This window comes from Streptomyces sp. NPDC051109 (assembly GCF_044455885.1).
Classification (GTDB): domain Bacteria; phylum Actinomycetota; class Actinomycetes; order Streptomycetales; family Streptomycetaceae; genus Streptomyces.
In genome coordinates this window covers 53,246-69,756 of the sequence record NZ_JBITFF010000016.1, presented here as the reverse complement: position 1 = coordinate 69,756, position 16,511 = coordinate 53,246, and the positions used below count along the sequence as shown (strand labels likewise).

Here is a 16,511-nt window from a genome sequence, read left to right as displayed (position 1 = left end):
GGCACCCGCGGAACCTGCGGAACCTGCGGAACCTTCCTGAGAAGAGGCCGCGGCGGAGGCGGAAGCGGGGGTTTCGGAGCCGGTGGGCTGGTCAGTCGTCACCGGCCCATCCTCTCAGCCCTCCCACCCGGCAGACGTCATCCGTCCCACCGGCAAACACGTCGTCCGTCCCACCCGGCACACGCATCGACGGTCCCCGGCGCTGGGGTTCGCACAGGTGCGTTCCCTACGATGACCCGGTGACCAGTACCGCGACGCCGCCGCCCAGCCCCGCGGGGGCCCCGCCCGCCCCGACGGCGGGGCGCGTAGACCAGCCGTCCACCTGGCTGCGCCGCCTGCGCAGCTTCGGCTACGCGCCGCCCGCCCACGCCCGGCGCCCGGGCCTCGGGCGCGCGGACGCCCCGAGCCCGGACGTCCGCGCCCGCCTGGTGCCCCCGTACGCCCGGCCCTCGGTGCAGCTGTGGACGGCGCTCGGCATCCCGCTCTCCGCGGCGGGCACCTGGCAGCGCGTGCTGGCCTGGGCGGGGCCGGTGCTGGTGGCGCTGGTGGCCGGGGTGCTGCGCTTCGTGCACCTGGGCAGCCCGAAGGCGGTGATATTCGACGAGACGTACTACGCCAAGGACGCCTGGGCCACGATCCGGCAGGGCTACGAGGCGAGCTGGCCCAAGGACATCGACAAGTCGATCCTCGCCAACCCCGACGGGGTCGCCCTCCCGTTGGACCCCGGGTACGTCGTGCACCCGCCGGTCGGCAAGTGGGTCATCGGGCTCGGCGAGTGGATGTTCGGCTTCACCCCGTTCGGCTGGCGGTTCATGACGGCCGTGCTCGGCACGCTGTCGGTGCTGATGCTGTGCCGGATCGGGCGCCGCCTCTTCCGCTCCACCTTCCTGGGCTGCCTGGCGGGCGCGCTGCTCGCGGTGGACGGCCTGCACCTGGTGATGAGCCGGACGGCCCTCCTCGACCTGGTCCTGATGTTCTTCGTGCTGGCCGCCTTCGGGGCGCTGCTGATCGACCGGGACCGGGCGCGGGCCAGACTCGCCGACGCGCTCCCGGTGGACGAGGAGGGGCGCACCCGCCCGGACGCCACCGTCGCCGAGACGCTGCGCCTGGGCTGGCGCCCGTACCGGATCCTGGCGGGCGTCTGCCTGGGCCTGGCGTTCGGGACGAAGTGGAACGGCCTGATCGTGCTGGCGTTCTTCGGCGTGCTGACCGTCCTGTGGGACGCGGCCGCGCGCCGCACCGCCGGTGCGGGCGCCCCGTCCGCGGCGATGCTGCGCCGCGACGCGCTGCCGGGCTTCCTGTCGACGGTGCCGGTGGCGGTCGCGGTGTACCTGGGCTCGTGGACCGGCTGGATCCTGTCCCCCGACAACGGCAAGGGCGGCTACTTCCGCGACTGGGCGGCCAAGAACGACCAGGGCAGTTCGCTGTCGTTCCTGCCGGAGTGGCTGCGCAGCCTGTGGCACTACGAGACCGAGGTCTACAAGTTCCACGTCGGCCTGACCTCCGGGCACACGTACGAGTCCAACCCGTGGAGCTGGCTGGTCCTGGGCCGTCCCGTCTCCTATTTCTACGAGTCCCCCGAACCGGGGACGGACGGCTGCCCGGCGACGGAAGCGGGCAAGTGCGCCCGCGAGGTGCTGGCCCTGGGCACGCCGCTGCTGTGGTGGGCGGGCTGCTTCGCGCTGCTGTACGTGCTGTGGCGGTGGTTCTTCCGCCGCGACTGGCGGGCGGGCGCGATCGCGTGCGCGCTGGGTGCGGGCCTGCTGCCCTGGTTCAACTACCAGGAGCGGACCATCTTCTTCTTCTACGCGGTGGTCTTCGTCCCGTACCTGTGTCTGGCGGTGGCGATGATGATCGGCGCCCTGCTGGGCCCGTCGGGCTCGACGGAGCGCAGGCGCGCGCTGGGCGCGATCGCGGCGGGCGTACTGGTCCTCCTGATCGTCTGGAACTTCATCTACTTCTGGCCGATCTACACGGGCCAGACGCTCCCGATGGACTCCTGGCGCGGCCGCATGTGGCTGGACAGCTGGGTCTAGCAGCGACGACGGCGGGCCCGGCACCTGATGGTGCCGGGCCCGCCGTCGTCGTTGTCGGTGGTGGCCGACCGTCGTGGGCCACCCCTTGACGGCCCACAGACGTCCCAGGCAGTCGGCTACTTCCAGCAACCGATCACCTCCGACATCAGATAACCCCCGAGGGCTGTTCCGGCGCCGTACGCGATCCCTTTGAACAGCACACGCTGCGCCCCCTGGATCTTGCCCCCGATCATCGCCGAACGCTGTCGCACCCAGGCGGGGGCTGTCCTCAACATGAGCTCGCTCCTCAATGGCACGGAGGATCCGCGCCGTGCCCACCTTCGGGCGAGCCCCCACGCCGCGGGCGAGGTGACTTGGGTTCGGGCGAACTCCGCCTCGGTGGCGGACAAACCTGAAACGATCCGGGAAGAGGTCTGGCGTGTTCCCGGGAGGAGAGAGCTGCGTGGACATTCCACCCACCCGAAGCGTGACGGGCACGAAAGCGCGGGAAGACCTTCGCCGTGCGCTTCGCTGGCTCCGCCGGCGCTGCGGCGATCCTTCCCTCTCGGAGATCGGCCAGCGGTGCAATCTGTCGCAAACGACCGTGCATCGAATCATGACAGAGCCACATAAACAGCGACGAGATCACCTGAAGAATGTCATCTTGGGGCTGGCATCTTTCGATAAGGACGTCGATCCAGCCCAGGAGTTCGTGTTCTTCAAGCGGCTCTGGGCGCTGGCATCAGCAGAGGAGGACGGAGAAGAGCCCGGCCCGGAACCTGCATACGTTTCCGACACATCGCACCTGGCCCACGCAACGAACCTGTCGGCTCGACCCACCCTCCGCCCAGACCAAAGGGGAATGGACGTCGAGGAGGACGGCTACTTCGTCTGGACGGTGAAACCACGAGCACCGTCCTCACCCGACGAGGGTCGTTAGAGCTGTTCGTCAGACAGCGAGCCGTACTCCGCCATGAAACCGGACGTGCGGCGCCTCACCGTCCAGGGCCTCCGCAACGCGCACGGCACAAACTTCCTTCATGACGCCCTCGGCTTCGTCCAGTGTGAGCCAGCGGACCGCCGCAAGCTCGTCCGCGACCCGCGTCCGCGAGCCGCGTGCGCGACGAGGCCGCCCACCGTTCGCGGGCTCGTCGACGGGTGCCCATGCTGGAAAGAGGAAGAGGTGGTGCGTCATGCGCATACGACGACTGCTCGGCCTCGCTCTTGCCACGGCAACCCTCGTCGGCATGAGCGCCCTTGGTGCCGCGACGGCCCAGGCGGCGACATCCCCGACCATCACGTCCCCGGAGTGCACGGCTCAGGGTGGGACGGTCACGAGCCAGCCCTACAGCGGATACTGGTGCGTGCTCCCCGACGGGACCAGGGTGGCGGTCAGCTGACCGGCCACGGTGTTCCGGTCTCATAACAAGCTGTACGCGCTCCGTTGGCACAGCGTAAGGTCCACACCAGAGGTTCTTTGAACGCGTTCAGAGAATACGGGGATCTGGGGAGGAAGTTACGTGAACGGGGCGGCGAAAGGGGCCATCGTCGGCGGGGTGTTCCTCGCGATGGTGGGCGGGGCCGGGTACGGGGTGTACGCGCTGGTCGGGGACAGCGGCGACGACGGCAAGAACGGCGACACCGCCGTGCGGGCGGAGAAGGGCAGCGGGCCGGTCACCGACAAGGAGGCCGCACAGACCGCGAAGGCCTTCTTCGCCGCTTGGGCGGCCGGGGACGCGCGGGCGGCAGCCGAGTTGACGAACAACGTGCAGGCCGCGCAGACCGCCGTGGCCGACTACCGGGCCAAGGCGTACGTGTCCAAGGCCGTGATCACTCCGGGGGCGCAGACGGGTACGACCATCCCGTTCTCCGTCGCCGCGGAGATCACTTTCGGGGGTGCCGCCAAGCCGCTCGCGTACGAGTCCAAGCTGACCGTCGTACGCGGGCTGACCAGTGGGAAGCCGCTCGTCGACTGGCAGCCCTCGGTGATCCACCCGCAGCTGCAGAAGGACGAGAAGCTGCGCGCGGGCGCGCCCGCGGCCCCGCCGGTCAAGGCCGTCGACCGCAACGGCGAGGAGCTCAGCGCCGAGAAGTACCCGTCGCTGCGGCCCGTCCTCGACCAGCTGCGCCAGACGTACGGCGGCAAGGTGGGCGGCAAGACCGGGGCCGAGCTGTGGATCGAGCCGGCGGCGCAGGACGCGCCGAAGCGGACCCTGCTCACACTGGTGGAGGGGGAGCCGAGCACGCTGAAGACCTACCTGGACGCGAAGGTGCAGGCGGCGGCCGAGAAGGCGGTCGCCAAGTACCCGGAGTCCTCGGTGGTCGCCGTCCAGACGGGCAACGGGCACATCCTGGCCGTCGCCAACAACCGCAAGGACGGCTTCAACGCGGCGATGGAGGGGCGGCGGGCACCCGGCTCGACGATGAAGGTCGTGACGGCGGCGATGCTGATCGACCGGGGCAAGGCGGCGGCGGACCGGCCGGCGGAGTGCACCAAGGACGCCGTATGGGGCGGCCGCACCTTCCACAACCTGAACGACTTCGAACTGCCCGGCGCGAACTTCGCGACCAGCTTCGCCAAATCCTGCAACACCGCCTTCATCAAGCAGATCGACGACGTCGACGACGACGCCGCGCTCGCGAAGGAGGCCCGGGAGGTCTTCGGCCTCGGGCTGGACAACTGGAAGACGGGCATCCGCTCGACGGACGGCCAGGTGCCGGAGGCGAAGGGCGCGGAGGCGGCCGCCGAGTACATCGGGCAGGGCCGGATCACCATGAACCCGCTGAACGTCGCCTCGTTCACGGCCACCGCGCGCAGCGGGAGCTTCCACCAGCCGCTGCTCGTCTCGCCGGAGCTCGACGGTCGGCCGATCGCGCAGGCGGCGCGGCAGATGAAGCCCTCGGTCCAGCAGCAGCTGGTGCGGATGATGAAGCTGACGGCGACCAGCGGCACGGCGGCGCAGGCGATGAGCTCGGTGGGCGGCTCCGACAAGGGAGCCAAGACCGGCTCGGCGGAGGTCGACGGCGCGGGCAGCCCGGACAGCTGGTTCACGGGCTACAGCGGCGACGTGGCCGCGGCGGCGATGGTCGAGGCCGGCGGCCACGGCGGCGACGCGGCGGGCCCCTTGGTCGCGGCGGTCCTGAACGCCTCCTGACGGTCCGGGGGCCCCGGCCGCGGCCGGGGCCCCAGGGGACCCTGGGGACCCTGGGGCCCCTGGGATCCCCCCGGACGGTCAGAGCGAGGCGCGGACGGCCCGCAGCAGGGACTGGGCCCGGGGGTCCGCGGTGACCGACTGGGCGTGGGCGTTCGTCACGTAGCCGAAGGCGACGCCCGTCTCCGGGTCCGCGAAGCCCAGCGACCCGCCGCGCCCCGGATGCCCGAACGACCCCGCCGACAGCAGCGGCGACGCCGGGCTGTGCAGCATGTACCCCGGGCCGAAGCGCGTGTTGACCACCAGCACCCGGTCCGGCCCGGACGACAGCTCCGCGCCCGCCAGCCGGCGCGTCTCGGGGGAGAACACCCCCGCCCCGTCCTCCGTGTCGCCCAGCAGCGCCGCGTACACGCCCGCCAAGCCGCGCGCCGTGCCGATGCCCGCCGAAGCGGGGAGTTCGGCCGCACGGAACTCCGGAGCGTTCTCGTCCGGCAGCGGGGTGATCGCGGCGAACGCCCGCCGTGTCAGCGAGGACGGGTCCGCCCAGGCTTCCGAAACGTTTCTCCGCGGACGCGTCTTGAGTACACCCGCCGATTGCGAAGGCGGCTCCACCGGCCCCACCCGGCCCACGCGCCCCGTCTCCCCCGCCGGCAGGCCGATCCAGAACTCCAGCCCCCGCGGGCCCGTGACCTCCTGCGCCAGCCACTGGCCCAGCGAGGCCCCGGTCACCCGCAGCACCAGCTCCGACAGCAGCCAGCTGTACGTCTGCGCGTGGTAGCCGTGCGCGGAGCCCGGCTCCCAGAAGGCCGGCTGCCCGGCGACCGCACGCGCCCCCGAAAGCCCGTCGACGGCCTCCGCCGGGGTCAGCGGAGCGTCCAGCGCCGGCACGGCCGCCCGGTGCGCGAGCAGGTCCCGTACCAGTGTCCGCTCCTTGCCGCCCGCCTTGAACTCCGGCCAGTACGCCCCGACCGGGGCGTCCAGGTCCAGCAGCCCGCGCTGGTGCAGCAGCAGCGGTACGACGGCGGCCACGCCCTTGGTGGCCGAGCGCACCACCTGCGCGGTGCCGGCCGCCCAGGGCTCGCCGCCGGCGCCCCCGTCCACGTCCTTCGGACCCGCCCACAGGTCCACGGCCTTGCGGCCGTCCCGGTAAACGGCCACCGCCGCGCCCCGGTCCCCGAGCACCTCGAAGTTGCGTACGAAAGCGTCCCGGACGGCCTCGAAGCCCGCCGTCACCTCACCCTGGATCTCCACGAGCGGTCCAACAACCAGCCGGTGGGACTTATGCCACCGACACCGAGCGCGGGTCGAACCCGAACGGCAGCTCCAGCCGGTGCGCCCGCATCAGCTCCTCGTCGCACAGCAGGTCCTGCGTGCGCCCGTCGGCCGCGATGACCCCCTCGCTCAGGATCACCGACCGCGGGCACAGCTCCAGCGCGTACGGCAGGTCGTGGGTCACCATCAGCACCGTCACGTCCAGCGAGCGCAGGATGTCGGCGAGCTCGCGCCGCGAGGCCGGGTCCAGGTTGGACGAGGGCTCGTCCAGGACCAGGATCTCCGGCCGCATGGCCAACACGGTCGCCACCGCGACCCGGCGGCGCTGCCCGAACGACAGGTGGTGCGGCGGCCGGTCCGCGAAGGCCTCCATGCCGACCTGCGCCAGCGCCTCCCGGACCCGCGCCTCAAGTTCCGCGCCCCGCATGCCGGCGGCCGCCGGGCCGAAGGCCACGTCCTCCCGCACGGTCGGCATGAACAGCTGGTCGTCCGGGTCCTGGAAGACGATGCCGACCCGGCGCCGGATCTCGGCGAAGTTCCGCTTCTCGACCGGCAGCCCGGCCACCGTCACGGTGCCGACGCCGCCGCCGAGGATGCCGTTGAGGTGCAGCACCAGCGTGGTCTTGCCGGCGCCGTTCGGGCCGAGCAGGGCCACCCGCTCGCCCTGTCCGACGGACAGGTCCACACCGAAGAGGGCCTGGTGCCCGTCCGGATAGGCGTACGCGAGGCCGGAGACCTCAAGGGAGGCAGGAGAGGCGGAGGGGGAGGGAGAGGGAGAGGGAGTCACAGGGTCCATCCCATCAGACAGACGGCGAGCGCCGCCGCCGGGAGTACGGCCGCGTACGCCCACTGGGCGCGCGTGGCCACGACTTCGTCGATCACCGGCATCGAGCCGGCGTAGCCGCGGCTGACCATAGCGAGGTGGACCCGCTCGCCGCGCTCGTAGGAGCGGATGAACAGGGCTCCGGCGGTCTTGGCCAGCACCCCCCAGTGCCGGATCCCGCTGGCCTCGAACCCGCGCGAGCGCCGGGCGATCGACATCCGCCGCAGCTCGTCGGTGATCACGTCGCCGTACCGGATCATGAAGGAGGCGATCTGCACCAGCAGCGGCGGCAGCTTCAGCCGCTGGAGCCCGAGCAGCAGCGCCCGCAGCTCCGTGGTCGAGGCGAGCAGGACGGACGCGGCGACCCCGAGCGTGCCCTTGGCCAGGACGTTCCAGGCGCCCCACAGGCCCGAGACGCTCAACGACATGCCGAGCACCTCCACCCGCTCGCCCTGCGCCACGAACGGCATGAGCACGGCGAAGGCCACGAAGGGGACCTCGATCAGCAGCCGCCGCAGCAGGAAGCCGGCCGGGATCCGGGCCGCGGCCGCGACGGCCGCGATGAGGACGGCGTAGAGCCCGAACGCCCACACCGCCTCGCGCGGTGTGGAGACGACGGCCACGACGAAGGCGAAGGCCGCGGCCAGCTTGCAGTGCGGCGGCAGGGCGTGGATCGGCGAGTGCCCGTGCCGGTAGAGCTTGTGGGCGTGGCCCGCGCCCATCTCAGACCGCCGTGGAGGCGGTCGAGGCGGCGGAGGCGGCCGTCAGGTCTTCCGCGCGCCGGCGGCGTACGGTCCAGAAGATCCCGGTGCCGACGGCCACGGTCGCGCCCACGCCGATGACCCCGGCGAGGCCGCCGGAGAGTCGGGCGTCGCCGACGTCCTTGACGCTGTAGTCGGCGAGCGGGGAGTCGGCGGTCGCGTGCTCCTTCACGTTCTGGTCGATGCCCTTGTCGGCGGCGACCTTCTCCAGGCCGTCGGGGCTGGTGGAGGCGTAGAAGGAGACGAACCCGGCCAGGACGAGGGCGGTGGCCAGGCCGGTGATCCACACGGGCTTCGTGGAGCGGGCGGCGGCGGGCGCCGCGACCGGGGCCGCCGCCGGCGCGTCGACCAGCTCGCCGCCGACGCGCAGCTTCAGCGGCGCGGCCAGCCCGCGCGCGCCGTGCACCAGGTCCGGCCGTACGGCCAGTACGGCGCCCACGGTCGCGGCGGTGATGACGGCCTCGCCGATGCCGATCAGCACGTGCACGCCGACCATGGCGGTGAACACCTTGCCGAGCGGGACGTCGGTGGTCCCGCCGAGGGCGTACAGGAGGGTGAACATGACGGCCGCGCCGGGCACCGAGAGCAGTGCTCCGGCGAAGGCCGCGACGGTGACCGAGCGCCGGGTGTCGGGCAGGAGCTTCAGCAGCCCGCGGAAGACGGCGTACGCGACGACCACGGTCACGACGGCCATGTTCACGACGTTGACCCCGAGGGCGGTCAGCCCGCCGTCGGCGAACAGGACGCCCTGCATGAGCAGGACCACGGACACGCACAGCACACCCGTGTAGGGGCCCACGAGGATCGCGGCGAGCGCCCCGCCCAGCAGGTGTCCGCTGGTGCCGGCGGCGACCGGGAAGTTCAGCATCTGGACGGCGAAGATGAACGCGGCGACGAGCCCGGCCAGCGGCGCCGCCCGCTCGTCGAGCTCTCGGCGGGCGCCGCGCAGGCTCACGGCCACCGCGCCCGCGGCGGCGACACCTGCGGCGATGGAGACGGGGGCGTCGATGAAGCCGTCGGGCACATGCATGTGGCTGCTCCGCTTCCTGCGGTCTTTTGAGCTGGCAAAACCTTTAACCGCTTAAGAATAGTGCCCACTTGCAAACCGTTGGCAAGAGCGTCCGCACCATAAATACGCCCGCGCGGATTCGTGGGAATGTGCGAGGCTGGGGGCAATACGGACTCATATGTTCCGATTCGAGGAGTCTTGTCGTGTCAGCCACCGCCGAGGATCCCCCCGCGGCCGCAGCCGCCACCGCCGTCGCCACAGCCGTCGCCGCCGCCGTCGAGGACCGCGTCACCGCCCGCGTGATCAGCGACGACCCGCTCTTCCGGAAGATCCCGGTCGCCCTGCGCTTCGCCCCCGCGCAGCCGCTCGCCGTACGGATCGTCTTCCCCGCGGGGCTCTCCCCCGAGGGCACCGACAACGAGTGGGTCTTCCCCCGGGCTCTCCTCGAAGCAGGCCTGCAGGCGCCGACCGGCACCGGCGACGTACGCGTCTGGCCCTGCGGCCGCGTCCAGGCGGTCGTCGAGTTCCACTCCCCCGAGGGCGTCGCGGTGATCCAGTTCGACATCGCCGCACTGCGCCGCTTCCTGCGCCGTACGAACGCCGCCGTCACCCGACAGGCGTAACGGGCCCGAACGCATCAGACCGGCCGCATCGGACCCGGCCGGAACGGGACCGGCGCACAACAGGCCCGGCCCCGCACCTGGATCAGGTGCGGGGCCGGGCGGATGCGGATCCGGCTCAGGTCAGGCGTTGACCAGCTCGCGGTCCTTGTCCGGACCCTCCGAGGAATCGGCGGAGCCTTCGAGGTGCTTGCGCAGGCTCTCGCCCTCCACGTCCACGTTGGGCAGCAGCCGGTCCAGCCAGCGCGGCAGCCACCAGGCCTTGTGGCCGAGCAGCGCGAGCACCGCCGGGACGATCGCCATGCGGACGACGAAGGCGTCGAAGAGGACCGCGATCGCGAGACCGAAGCCGATCATCTTGATCATCTGCTCGCTGGCGCCGATGAAGCCCGAGAACACCGCGATCATGATGACGGCGGCCGCCACGACCACCCGCGCGCTGTACTGGAACCCCGTCACGATGGCCTGGCCCGGGCGCTCGCCGTGCACGTACGCCTCACGCATGCGGGTGACGAGGAAGACCTCGTAGTCCATGGCCAGACCGAAGACGACGCCCACCATGAAGATCGGCATCATGCTCATGATCGGACCGGTCTGTTCCACTCCGAAGAGCGAGCCGAGCCAGCCCCACTGGAAGACCGCGACGACCGCACCGAGGGCGGCGACCACCGAGAGCAGGAAGCCGAGGGCCGCCTTGAGCGGGACCAGGACCGAGCGGAAGACCAGCATCAGCAGCAGGAAGGCGAGGCCGACCACGAGCGCCAGGTAGGGCAGCAGCGCGTCGTTCATCTTCTGCGAGAAGTCGATGTTCATCGCGGTCGCGCCGGTGACGAGGACGTCGTCGCCGCTGCCGTCGCGGATCTCGTGGACCAGGTTCTCGGTCTCCACCGAGGACGGGCGGTCCTTCGGGATCACCGTGATCACCGCGGCGTCGCCGTCCTGGTTCGGGGTCGGCGGGGTGACCGCGGCCACGCCCTCCAGGCCCTTGATCCGGTCGACCGTCTCGTCGGCGAGCTTCTTGCCGCCGTCGACGACCACCATCAGCGGGCCGTTGAAGCCCGGGCCGAAGCCCTCGGACAGCAGGTCGTACGCCTTGCGCTGGGTGGTGGAGACCGGCTGGGCGCCGTCGTCCGGCAGGCCCATCTCCAGCTTGCTCGCCGGGATCGCGATGGCGCCGAGGCCGATCACGCCGACGAGCAGCACCATGACCGGGCGGCGCAGGACGAAGCGGGCCCAGCGGGTGCCGCCGTTGGCCTTGGGCTCGGCGCCGGCCGGCTTGCCCTTGCCGAACAGCCTGCTCTTCTTTCCGGCGGGCAGGACCTTCTTGCCGGCGAAGCCCAGGATGGCCGGGACCAGCGTCAGCGCGACGAGGACGGCGATGACCACGGTGCCCGCGGCCGCGAATCCCATCTTGGTCAGCATCGGGATGTTGACGACGGCCAGGCCCACGAGGGCGATGACCACGGTGAGGCCGGCGAAGACGACGGCGGAGCCGGCGGTTCCGGCGGCCCGGCCCGCGGCCTCGTCCCGCTCGCGGCCCTCGGCGAGCTCCACGCGGTAGCGGGAGACGATGAAGAGCGCGTAGTCGATGCCGACCGCGAGGCCGATCATCATCGCGAGGGTGGAGGTGGTGGTGCCGAGGTCCAGCACGTTGGCGAGCGCGGTGATGGAGGAGACGCCGATGCCCACGCCGATGATCGCGGTCAGCAGCGGCAGCCCGGCCGCGACCAGCGAGCCGAAGGTGATGACGAGCACGATCGCCGCGATCAGGATGCCGACGATCTCGCCGGAGCCGGTCTCGGGGGCCGTCATCAGGGCGTCGCCGCCGATCTCGACGGTGAGCCCGGCGGCTTGGGCCGCGGTACCGGATTCCTTGAGCGCGTCGCGCGTCTCGTCCTTCAACTCCATGCCGCTGACGGTGTACTTGACGCTCACGTACGCGGTGGAGCCGTCCCGGCTCACCGCCTGGGCCTGGTACGGGTCGGCGACCGTGGCGACCTGGGCCTTGCCCGGGCCGTCCTTCAGGCCGGAGACGATCTTCTCGACCTCGGTCTTGTTCTTCTCGTCGTTGACCGAGGAGCCCGCGGGCGCCTTGACGACGATGCGGGCGGTGGCGCCGTCGGCGGCCATGCCCGGGAACTTCTTGTCCAGCACGTCGAAGGCCTTCTGGGCCTCCGTGCCGGGTATCGAGAACGATCCGGAGGTCGGTGCGGACGCCGTCGCCGCGCCGAAGCCGGCGGCGAACAGCAGCGCCACCCACAGGAGGGCGACGAGGCCGCGGCGCCGGAAGGCGCCCCTGCCGAGTCGGTAGAGGAAGGTAGCCACGGAGGCGGTTCTCCCGTTCAGGTCGTGGTGGATCCGGACGGATCAGGGCGTGGAAAGCCGGCCCGACGACGAGAGCGGCGTGTCAGGAGCAGCAGGAAGAGTCGACTCCGAGTGGAGAAGACTCAGACGCCGAGGGCGGGGAAGACCACGGAGTCGATGAAGTCGGCGAGGAACGCCTGGTCCACGGATCGGTCCTCCATCAGCGGCAACGCGATGAAGGCGCCGATCAGCATGTGCGGCACGAAACGGACGGCGGGGCGGTCCGGGGCGATCTCGCCCCGCTCCACTCCGCGCCGCAGGATCTCGTCGAGGCCGGAGATCTCCGGCTCCATGAGCAGCCTGCGCAGTGCCTGGTGCAGTTCGGGGCTCTCGTGGACGGCATGGGCGAGGCCCCGCAGCAGTGCGGTGTCCTTCGCCATCTGCGCGTTGTCGGAGAGCTCGACCATGCGGTGGAAGTCGCCGCGCAGCGAGCCCGTGTCGATCTCCCGGAGGGAGGTCGGCTGGGTGCACCGCAGGGCCCTGGCGACCAGCTCGGGCTTGCTCCCCCACTGGCGGTAGAGGGTGGCCTTGCTGGACTTGGTACGGGCGGCGACCGCGTCCATGGTCAGCGCCTCGTAGCCGACCTCGCGGAGGAGGTCGAGGACCGCCTCGTGGAGTTCGGCCTCCCGCTCGGGGGTGATCCGGCTGCGCCGCGCCGAGACCTCTGGCGAGACTTCTTCGGACATCTCCGGCACCTCCCTTGCGAACGAAACTGTTTCGTACACCACGAGGATACCCCTGCCACCAACGAAACGAAACCGTTCCGTTTCGCTTCGGCGCGTGGCGTGGGTCACCTGCCGCGGGCATGGCTCACCTGTACGAGTTGCCAGGCCCCCTCGGCGCGGAAAGCATTGTGGGGTGAGTCACGACGGCGCGTACCTCCGCTTCCCGCACCTCCACGACGATCTGCTGTGCTTCGCGACCGAGGACGACCTCTGGGTCGCCCCGCTGGTCCCCGAAGGCGGGACGCCCGGCCGGGCCTGGCGGATCACCGTCGACCGGACCAGAGTCGGCCACCCCCGCTTCTCCCCCGACGGCCGGCAGATCGCCTTCACGACCTGGCGCAGCCTCGACCCCGAGATCCACCTCGTCCCGGTGGCCGGCGGCCCGGCCCGCCAGCTCAGCTACTGGGGCGCCACCGACACCCGGGTCTGCGGCTGGACCCCGCCCGACAAGGACGGCCACAGCGACATCCTCGCCGTGTCCTCGCACGGCCAGCCCTTCTCGTACTACGCCTGGGCCTACAGCGTGCCGACCGACGGCTCGCCCGGCGGCAGGCTCCCCTGGGGCCCGGTCTCCGACATCGCGGTCCACGACGAGGTCCGCGACGGGGCCGCGGGCGAGCGGCGCACCCTGCTGCTGACCGGCAAGCCCCCGCACGAGCCCGCCGCCTGGAAGCGCTACCGCGGCGGCGCCACCGGCCGGCTGTGGCTGCACGGCAAGCAGTTGATGGAACACCTGGAGGGCCACCTCGACGCCCCGATGTTCGTGGGCGGCCGGATCGCCTTCCTCTCCGACCACGAGGGCATCGGCAACCTCTACTCCTGCCTGCCCGACGGCACCGACCTGCGCCGCCACACCGACCACGGGGAGTTCTACGCCCGGCACGCCTCCAGCGACGGCTCCCGCGTCGTGTACCAGTGCGGCGGGGACCTCTGGCTCGTCGACTCGCTGGCCCCCGAGGCCGTCCCCCGCCGGCTCCCGATCAGGCTGGGAGGTCCGCGGGCGGGCCGCCGTACGTACCAGGTCCCGGCCGCCAGCCACGTCGACTCGCTCTCCGTCGACGCCACCGGGCGGGCCAGCGCGGTCGTCGTCCGCGGCAGCCTGTACTGGCTCACCCACCGCGACGGGCCCGCCCGGACCATCGCCGACACCCCGGGCGTACGGGTCCGGCTGCCCGAAATGCTCGGCAGCAGCGGGCAGGTCGCGTACGTGACGGACGCGGAGGGCGAGGACGCGATCGAGATCGCCTACCTCCCGCGGGCCTCCGGGGACCGGGAGCCGCGCCGGCTGGCCTCCGGCGAGCTGGGCCGCGTACTGGAACTGCTCTCCGATCCGGACGGAGAGCGGCTCGCGATCGCCTCCAACGACGGGCGGCTGCTGCTCATCGACGCGAGCGAGGGGTCCGATGGCGAGGGGTCCGGCGGCGAGGGATCCGGCGGCGAGGTCACCGAGCTGATCCGGTCCGTCAACGGCCCCGTCACCGACCTGGCGTTCTCGCCCGACGGGGCCTGGCTGACCTGGTCGCACCCGGGCATCGGACGCTCGCTGCGGCAGATCAAGATGGCCCGGATCGCCGGCCCCGGTCCGCACTCCATCGTGGACGTCACCAACGGCCGCTTCGAGGACGAGAACCCGGTCTTCACCCGCGACGGCCGCTACCTGGCCTTCCTCTCGTGGCGCGGTTTCGACCCGGTCTACGACGTGCACACCGGCGACCTGTCCTTCCCGCTGGGCTGCCGCCCGTACCTGGTGCCGCTGTCCTCGGCGACCCCCTCGCCGTTCGCGTTCACCCCCGACGGGCGCCCGGCGGCGGGCGGACTCGACCCGGGCGAGGGCGAGTCCACCGAGGGCGAGGGCGCCGTCATGGTGGAGGTGGAGGGGCTGGAGAGCCGCGTCACCCCGTTCCCGGTGGCGGCGTCGAAGTACTCGGCCCTGTACCCGGTCAGCGGCGGCGGGCTGGTGTGGCTGCGCTGGCCGATCTCGGGCGCGCTCGGCGAGACCTTCGCCAATCCGACCGACACCAGCGGCAAGCCCACGCTGGAGCACTTCGAGATCACCAAGGCCCGCAAGAGCGAACTGGCCTCCGGGCTGGACTGGTTCGCGGTCAGCGGCGACGGCACCCGGCTCGTCGTCTACGACGACGGCGACCTGCGCGCGGTCCCGTCGACCGAGTCCGGCGACAGCGACTCCACCGTCTACCTGGACCTGCGGCGCATCCTGCACGAGGTGGACCCCGCCGCCGAGTGGCGCCAGGCCTTCGAGGAGGCCGGCAGGCTGATCCGCGCGTACTTCTGGGAGCCGGGCATGTGCAACATCGACTGGGACGGGGTGCTGCGCCAGTACCGCCCCCTGGTCGAACGGGTCGCCTCGCCCGACGAGTTCGCGGACCTGCTGCGCGAGGTGCTCGGCGAGCTCGGCACCTCACACGCGTACGTCTCCCCCGCGCGCCGCAACGAGGGCCCGCCGCACTACCACCGCCCCATCGGCCTGCTCGGCGCCAACTTCGTGCCCCGCGATGAGGGCTGGATGCTCGCCCGGATCCTGCCCGGCGAGTCCTCCGACTCCAAGGCCCGCTCCCCGCTCGCCGGCACCGGCATCCGGGAGGGCGCCGTGCTCACCCACATCGACGGGCGGCCGGTGGACCCGGTGGCCGGGCCCTATCCCCTGCTCGCGGCGGCCGGCGGCACCACGGTCGAGCTGACCTTCAAGCCCGCCGAGGGCTCCGGCCGGGCCCGGCGGGTGGCGATCGTGCCGCTGATCGACGAGCGGCCGCTGCGCTACCAGGACTGGGTGTCCAAGCGGCGCGCGGTGGTCCGGGAGCTCAGCGGCGGCAAGTGCGGCTACCTGCACATCCCCGACATGGGCGGCTCGGGCTGGGCGCAGTTCAACCGGGACCTGCGGATGGAGATGTCCCGGCCGGCGCTGATCGTGGACGTGCGCGGCAACGCGGGCGGGCACATCAGCGAGCTGGTGGTGGAGAAGCTGACCCGCTCGATCCTCGGCTGGGACCTTACGCGGGGCGCCCAGCCGGTCAGTTACGCCTCCAACGCACCGCGCGGTCCGATCGTGGCGCTGGCGGACGAGGCGACCTCCTCGGACGGGGACATGATCACTGCGGCCTTCAAACTGCTCGGGCTCGGCCCGGTGGTCGGCCAGCGCACCTGGGGCGGGGTGGTCGGGATGACCGGTCGGCACACCCTGGGCGACGGCACGGTGATCACGGTTCCGATGAACGCCGCCTGGTTCCCGGAGTACGGCTGGTCGGTGGAGAACCACGGCGTGGAACCGGACCTGGCGATCCTGCGGACCCCGCTCGACTGGGCGGAGGGTCGGCACGCGCAGCTGGACGACGCCGTGTTCCTGGCGGTGGAGCTGCTGGAGCAGGAGCCGGCCGCGGTGCCGCCGGGGTACGCGGACGTACCGGACCTGCGGCGTCCGAAGCTGCCGCCGAGGCCGTAGGGCAGCGGCACGGGGAAGGGGCGCGGCCTGTGCACTGCACGGGCCGCGCCCCTTCCTCACATCCGTGACGAACTCCGGGCGTCAGAAGTCCCAGTTGTCGTCGAGCTCGTCGTGGACCTTCTCCTTCTTCTTCCTGGCCGGCTCGGAGGCGTGCGCACCGCGCTGGGGCGCCTCGTCCTTCGCGCTCCTGCCGGCCTCGTCGGTCTTGTCCTTGAGCTCGCGCGCCTTGTCCTGGAACTGGTCCTTGATGCCCATGCTGTTCACTCCTGGAGGGGTGTAGGGGACCGGGCTGCGACCAGATTTGCACGAGCGG

General features: G+C 71.8%; 14 protein-coding genes. 6 read left to right on the top strand and 8 right to left on the bottom strand.

Annotated elements, in window-relative coordinates:
• The first annotated feature begins 239 nt into the window (after positions 1 to 239).
• The gene (locus ACIBAD_RS26675; protein WP_398908923.1) at positions 240 to 2,036 is read left to right on the top strand and encodes a dolichyl-phosphate-mannose--protein mannosyltransferase; all 1,797 of its coding nucleotides are present in this window, start codon (positions 240 to 242) and stop codon (positions 2,034 to 2,036) included.
• Positions 2,037 to 2,152: 116 nt separating this feature from the next.
• Here ACIBAD_RS26675 and ACIBAD_RS26670 read toward each other — a convergent pair whose 3' ends face one another.
• A complete protein-coding gene (locus ACIBAD_RS26670) occupies positions 2,153 to 2,311 on the bottom strand; it encodes a hypothetical protein (RefSeq protein ID WP_166682088.1) in 159 nt (52 codons plus the stop codon).
• A 167-nt stretch (positions 2,312 to 2,478) separates the two neighbouring features.
• Here ACIBAD_RS26670 and ACIBAD_RS26665 point away from each other — a divergent pair, with 167 nt between their 5' ends.
• The 3 genes from ACIBAD_RS26665 to ACIBAD_RS26655 all read left to right on the top strand — a co-directional run bounded on the left by ACIBAD_RS26665 (position 2,479) and on the right by ACIBAD_RS26655 (position 5,170).
• Positions 2,479 to 2,955: a hypothetical protein gene (locus ACIBAD_RS26665; protein ID WP_134073715.1), complete on the top strand. Its 477-nt coding sequence runs from the start codon at positions 2,479 to 2,481 to the stop codon at positions 2,953 to 2,955.
• A gap of 253 nt (positions 2,956 to 3,208) precedes the next feature.
• Positions 3,209 to 3,415 (top strand): hypothetical protein, encoded by a 207-nt coding sequence (locus ACIBAD_RS26660; RefSeq protein WP_398908920.1) that lies wholly within the window; start codon positions 3,209 to 3,211, stop codon positions 3,413 to 3,415.
• A 120-nt stretch (positions 3,416 to 3,535) separates the two neighbouring features.
• A complete protein-coding gene (locus ACIBAD_RS26655; protein ID WP_134073711.1) occupies positions 3,536 to 5,170 on the top strand; it encodes a penicillin-binding transpeptidase domain-containing protein in 1,635 nt (544 codons plus the stop codon).
• Between the two features lie 78 nt (positions 5,171 to 5,248).
• On the opposite strand, the gene ACIBAD_RS26650 is transcribed toward ACIBAD_RS26655, so the two are convergent.
• From ACIBAD_RS26650 to ACIBAD_RS26635, 4 genes are read right to left on the bottom strand one after another with little or no spacing between them, the layout of a single operon-like run.
• The gene (locus ACIBAD_RS26650) at positions 5,249 to 6,418 is read right to left on the bottom strand and encodes a serine hydrolase domain-containing protein (protein ID WP_134073709.1); all 1,170 of its coding nucleotides are present in this window, start codon (positions 6,416 to 6,418) and stop codon (positions 5,249 to 5,251) included.
• A 28-nt stretch (positions 6,419 to 6,446) separates the two neighbouring features.
• Entirely contained in the window at positions 6,447 to 7,235 is a 789-nt protein-coding gene (locus ACIBAD_RS26645) for an energy-coupling factor ABC transporter ATP-binding protein (RefSeq protein ID WP_398908917.1), read from the bottom strand.
• Positions 7,223 to 7,984 carry a cobalt ECF transporter T component CbiQ gene (gene cbiQ, locus ACIBAD_RS26640; protein WP_134073705.1) on the bottom strand — a complete coding sequence of 254 codons (762 nt, stop codon included), beginning with the start codon at positions 7,982 to 7,984 and terminating at the stop codon, positions 7,223 to 7,225. The genes ACIBAD_RS26645 and cbiQ overlap by 13 nt, the downstream gene beginning before the upstream one ends.
• A 1-nt stretch (position 7,985) precedes the next feature.
• Positions 7,986 to 9,053 (bottom strand): energy-coupling factor ABC transporter permease, encoded by a 1,068-nt coding sequence (locus tag ACIBAD_RS26635; RefSeq protein ID WP_134073703.1) that lies wholly within the window; start codon positions 9,051 to 9,053, stop codon positions 7,986 to 7,988.
• 182 nt (positions 9,054 to 9,235) lie between these two features.
• On the opposite strand from ACIBAD_RS26635, the gene ACIBAD_RS26630 reads away from it, so the two are divergent.
• Complete coding sequence (locus tag ACIBAD_RS26630) at positions 9,236 to 9,655, top strand: SsgA family sporulation/cell division regulator (protein ID WP_398908914.1); 420 nt, start codon at positions 9,236 to 9,238, stop codon at positions 9,653 to 9,655.
• A gap of 120 nt (positions 9,656 to 9,775) precedes the next feature.
• Here ACIBAD_RS26630 and ACIBAD_RS26625 read toward each other — a convergent pair whose 3' ends face one another.
• Positions 9,776 to 11,977, bottom strand: coding sequence for an MMPL family transporter (locus tag ACIBAD_RS26625; RefSeq protein ID WP_134073699.1), 2,202 nt, complete (start codon positions 11,975 to 11,977; stop codon positions 9,776 to 9,778).
• 122 nt (positions 11,978 to 12,099) lie between these two features.
• Positions 12,100 to 12,702 carry a TetR/AcrR family transcriptional regulator gene (locus ACIBAD_RS26620; protein WP_134073697.1) on the bottom strand — a complete coding sequence of 201 codons (603 nt, stop codon included), beginning with the start codon at positions 12,700 to 12,702 and terminating at the stop codon, positions 12,100 to 12,102.
• 172 nt (positions 12,703 to 12,874) lie between these two features.
• Here ACIBAD_RS26620 and ACIBAD_RS26615 point away from each other — a divergent pair, with 172 nt between their 5' ends.
• Positions 12,875 to 16,198 (top strand): S41 family peptidase, encoded by a 3,324-nt coding sequence (locus ACIBAD_RS26615; protein ID WP_134073695.1) that lies wholly within the window; start codon positions 12,875 to 12,877, stop codon positions 16,196 to 16,198.
• Positions 16,199 to 16,279: 81 nt separating this feature from the next.
• Here the strand turns inward: ACIBAD_RS26615 and ACIBAD_RS26610 are convergent, their stop codons facing one another.
• A complete protein-coding gene (locus ACIBAD_RS26610) occupies positions 16,280 to 16,453 on the bottom strand; it encodes a hypothetical protein (protein WP_166682087.1) in 174 nt (57 codons plus the stop codon).
• Positions 16,454 to 16,511 lie beyond the last annotated feature (58 nt).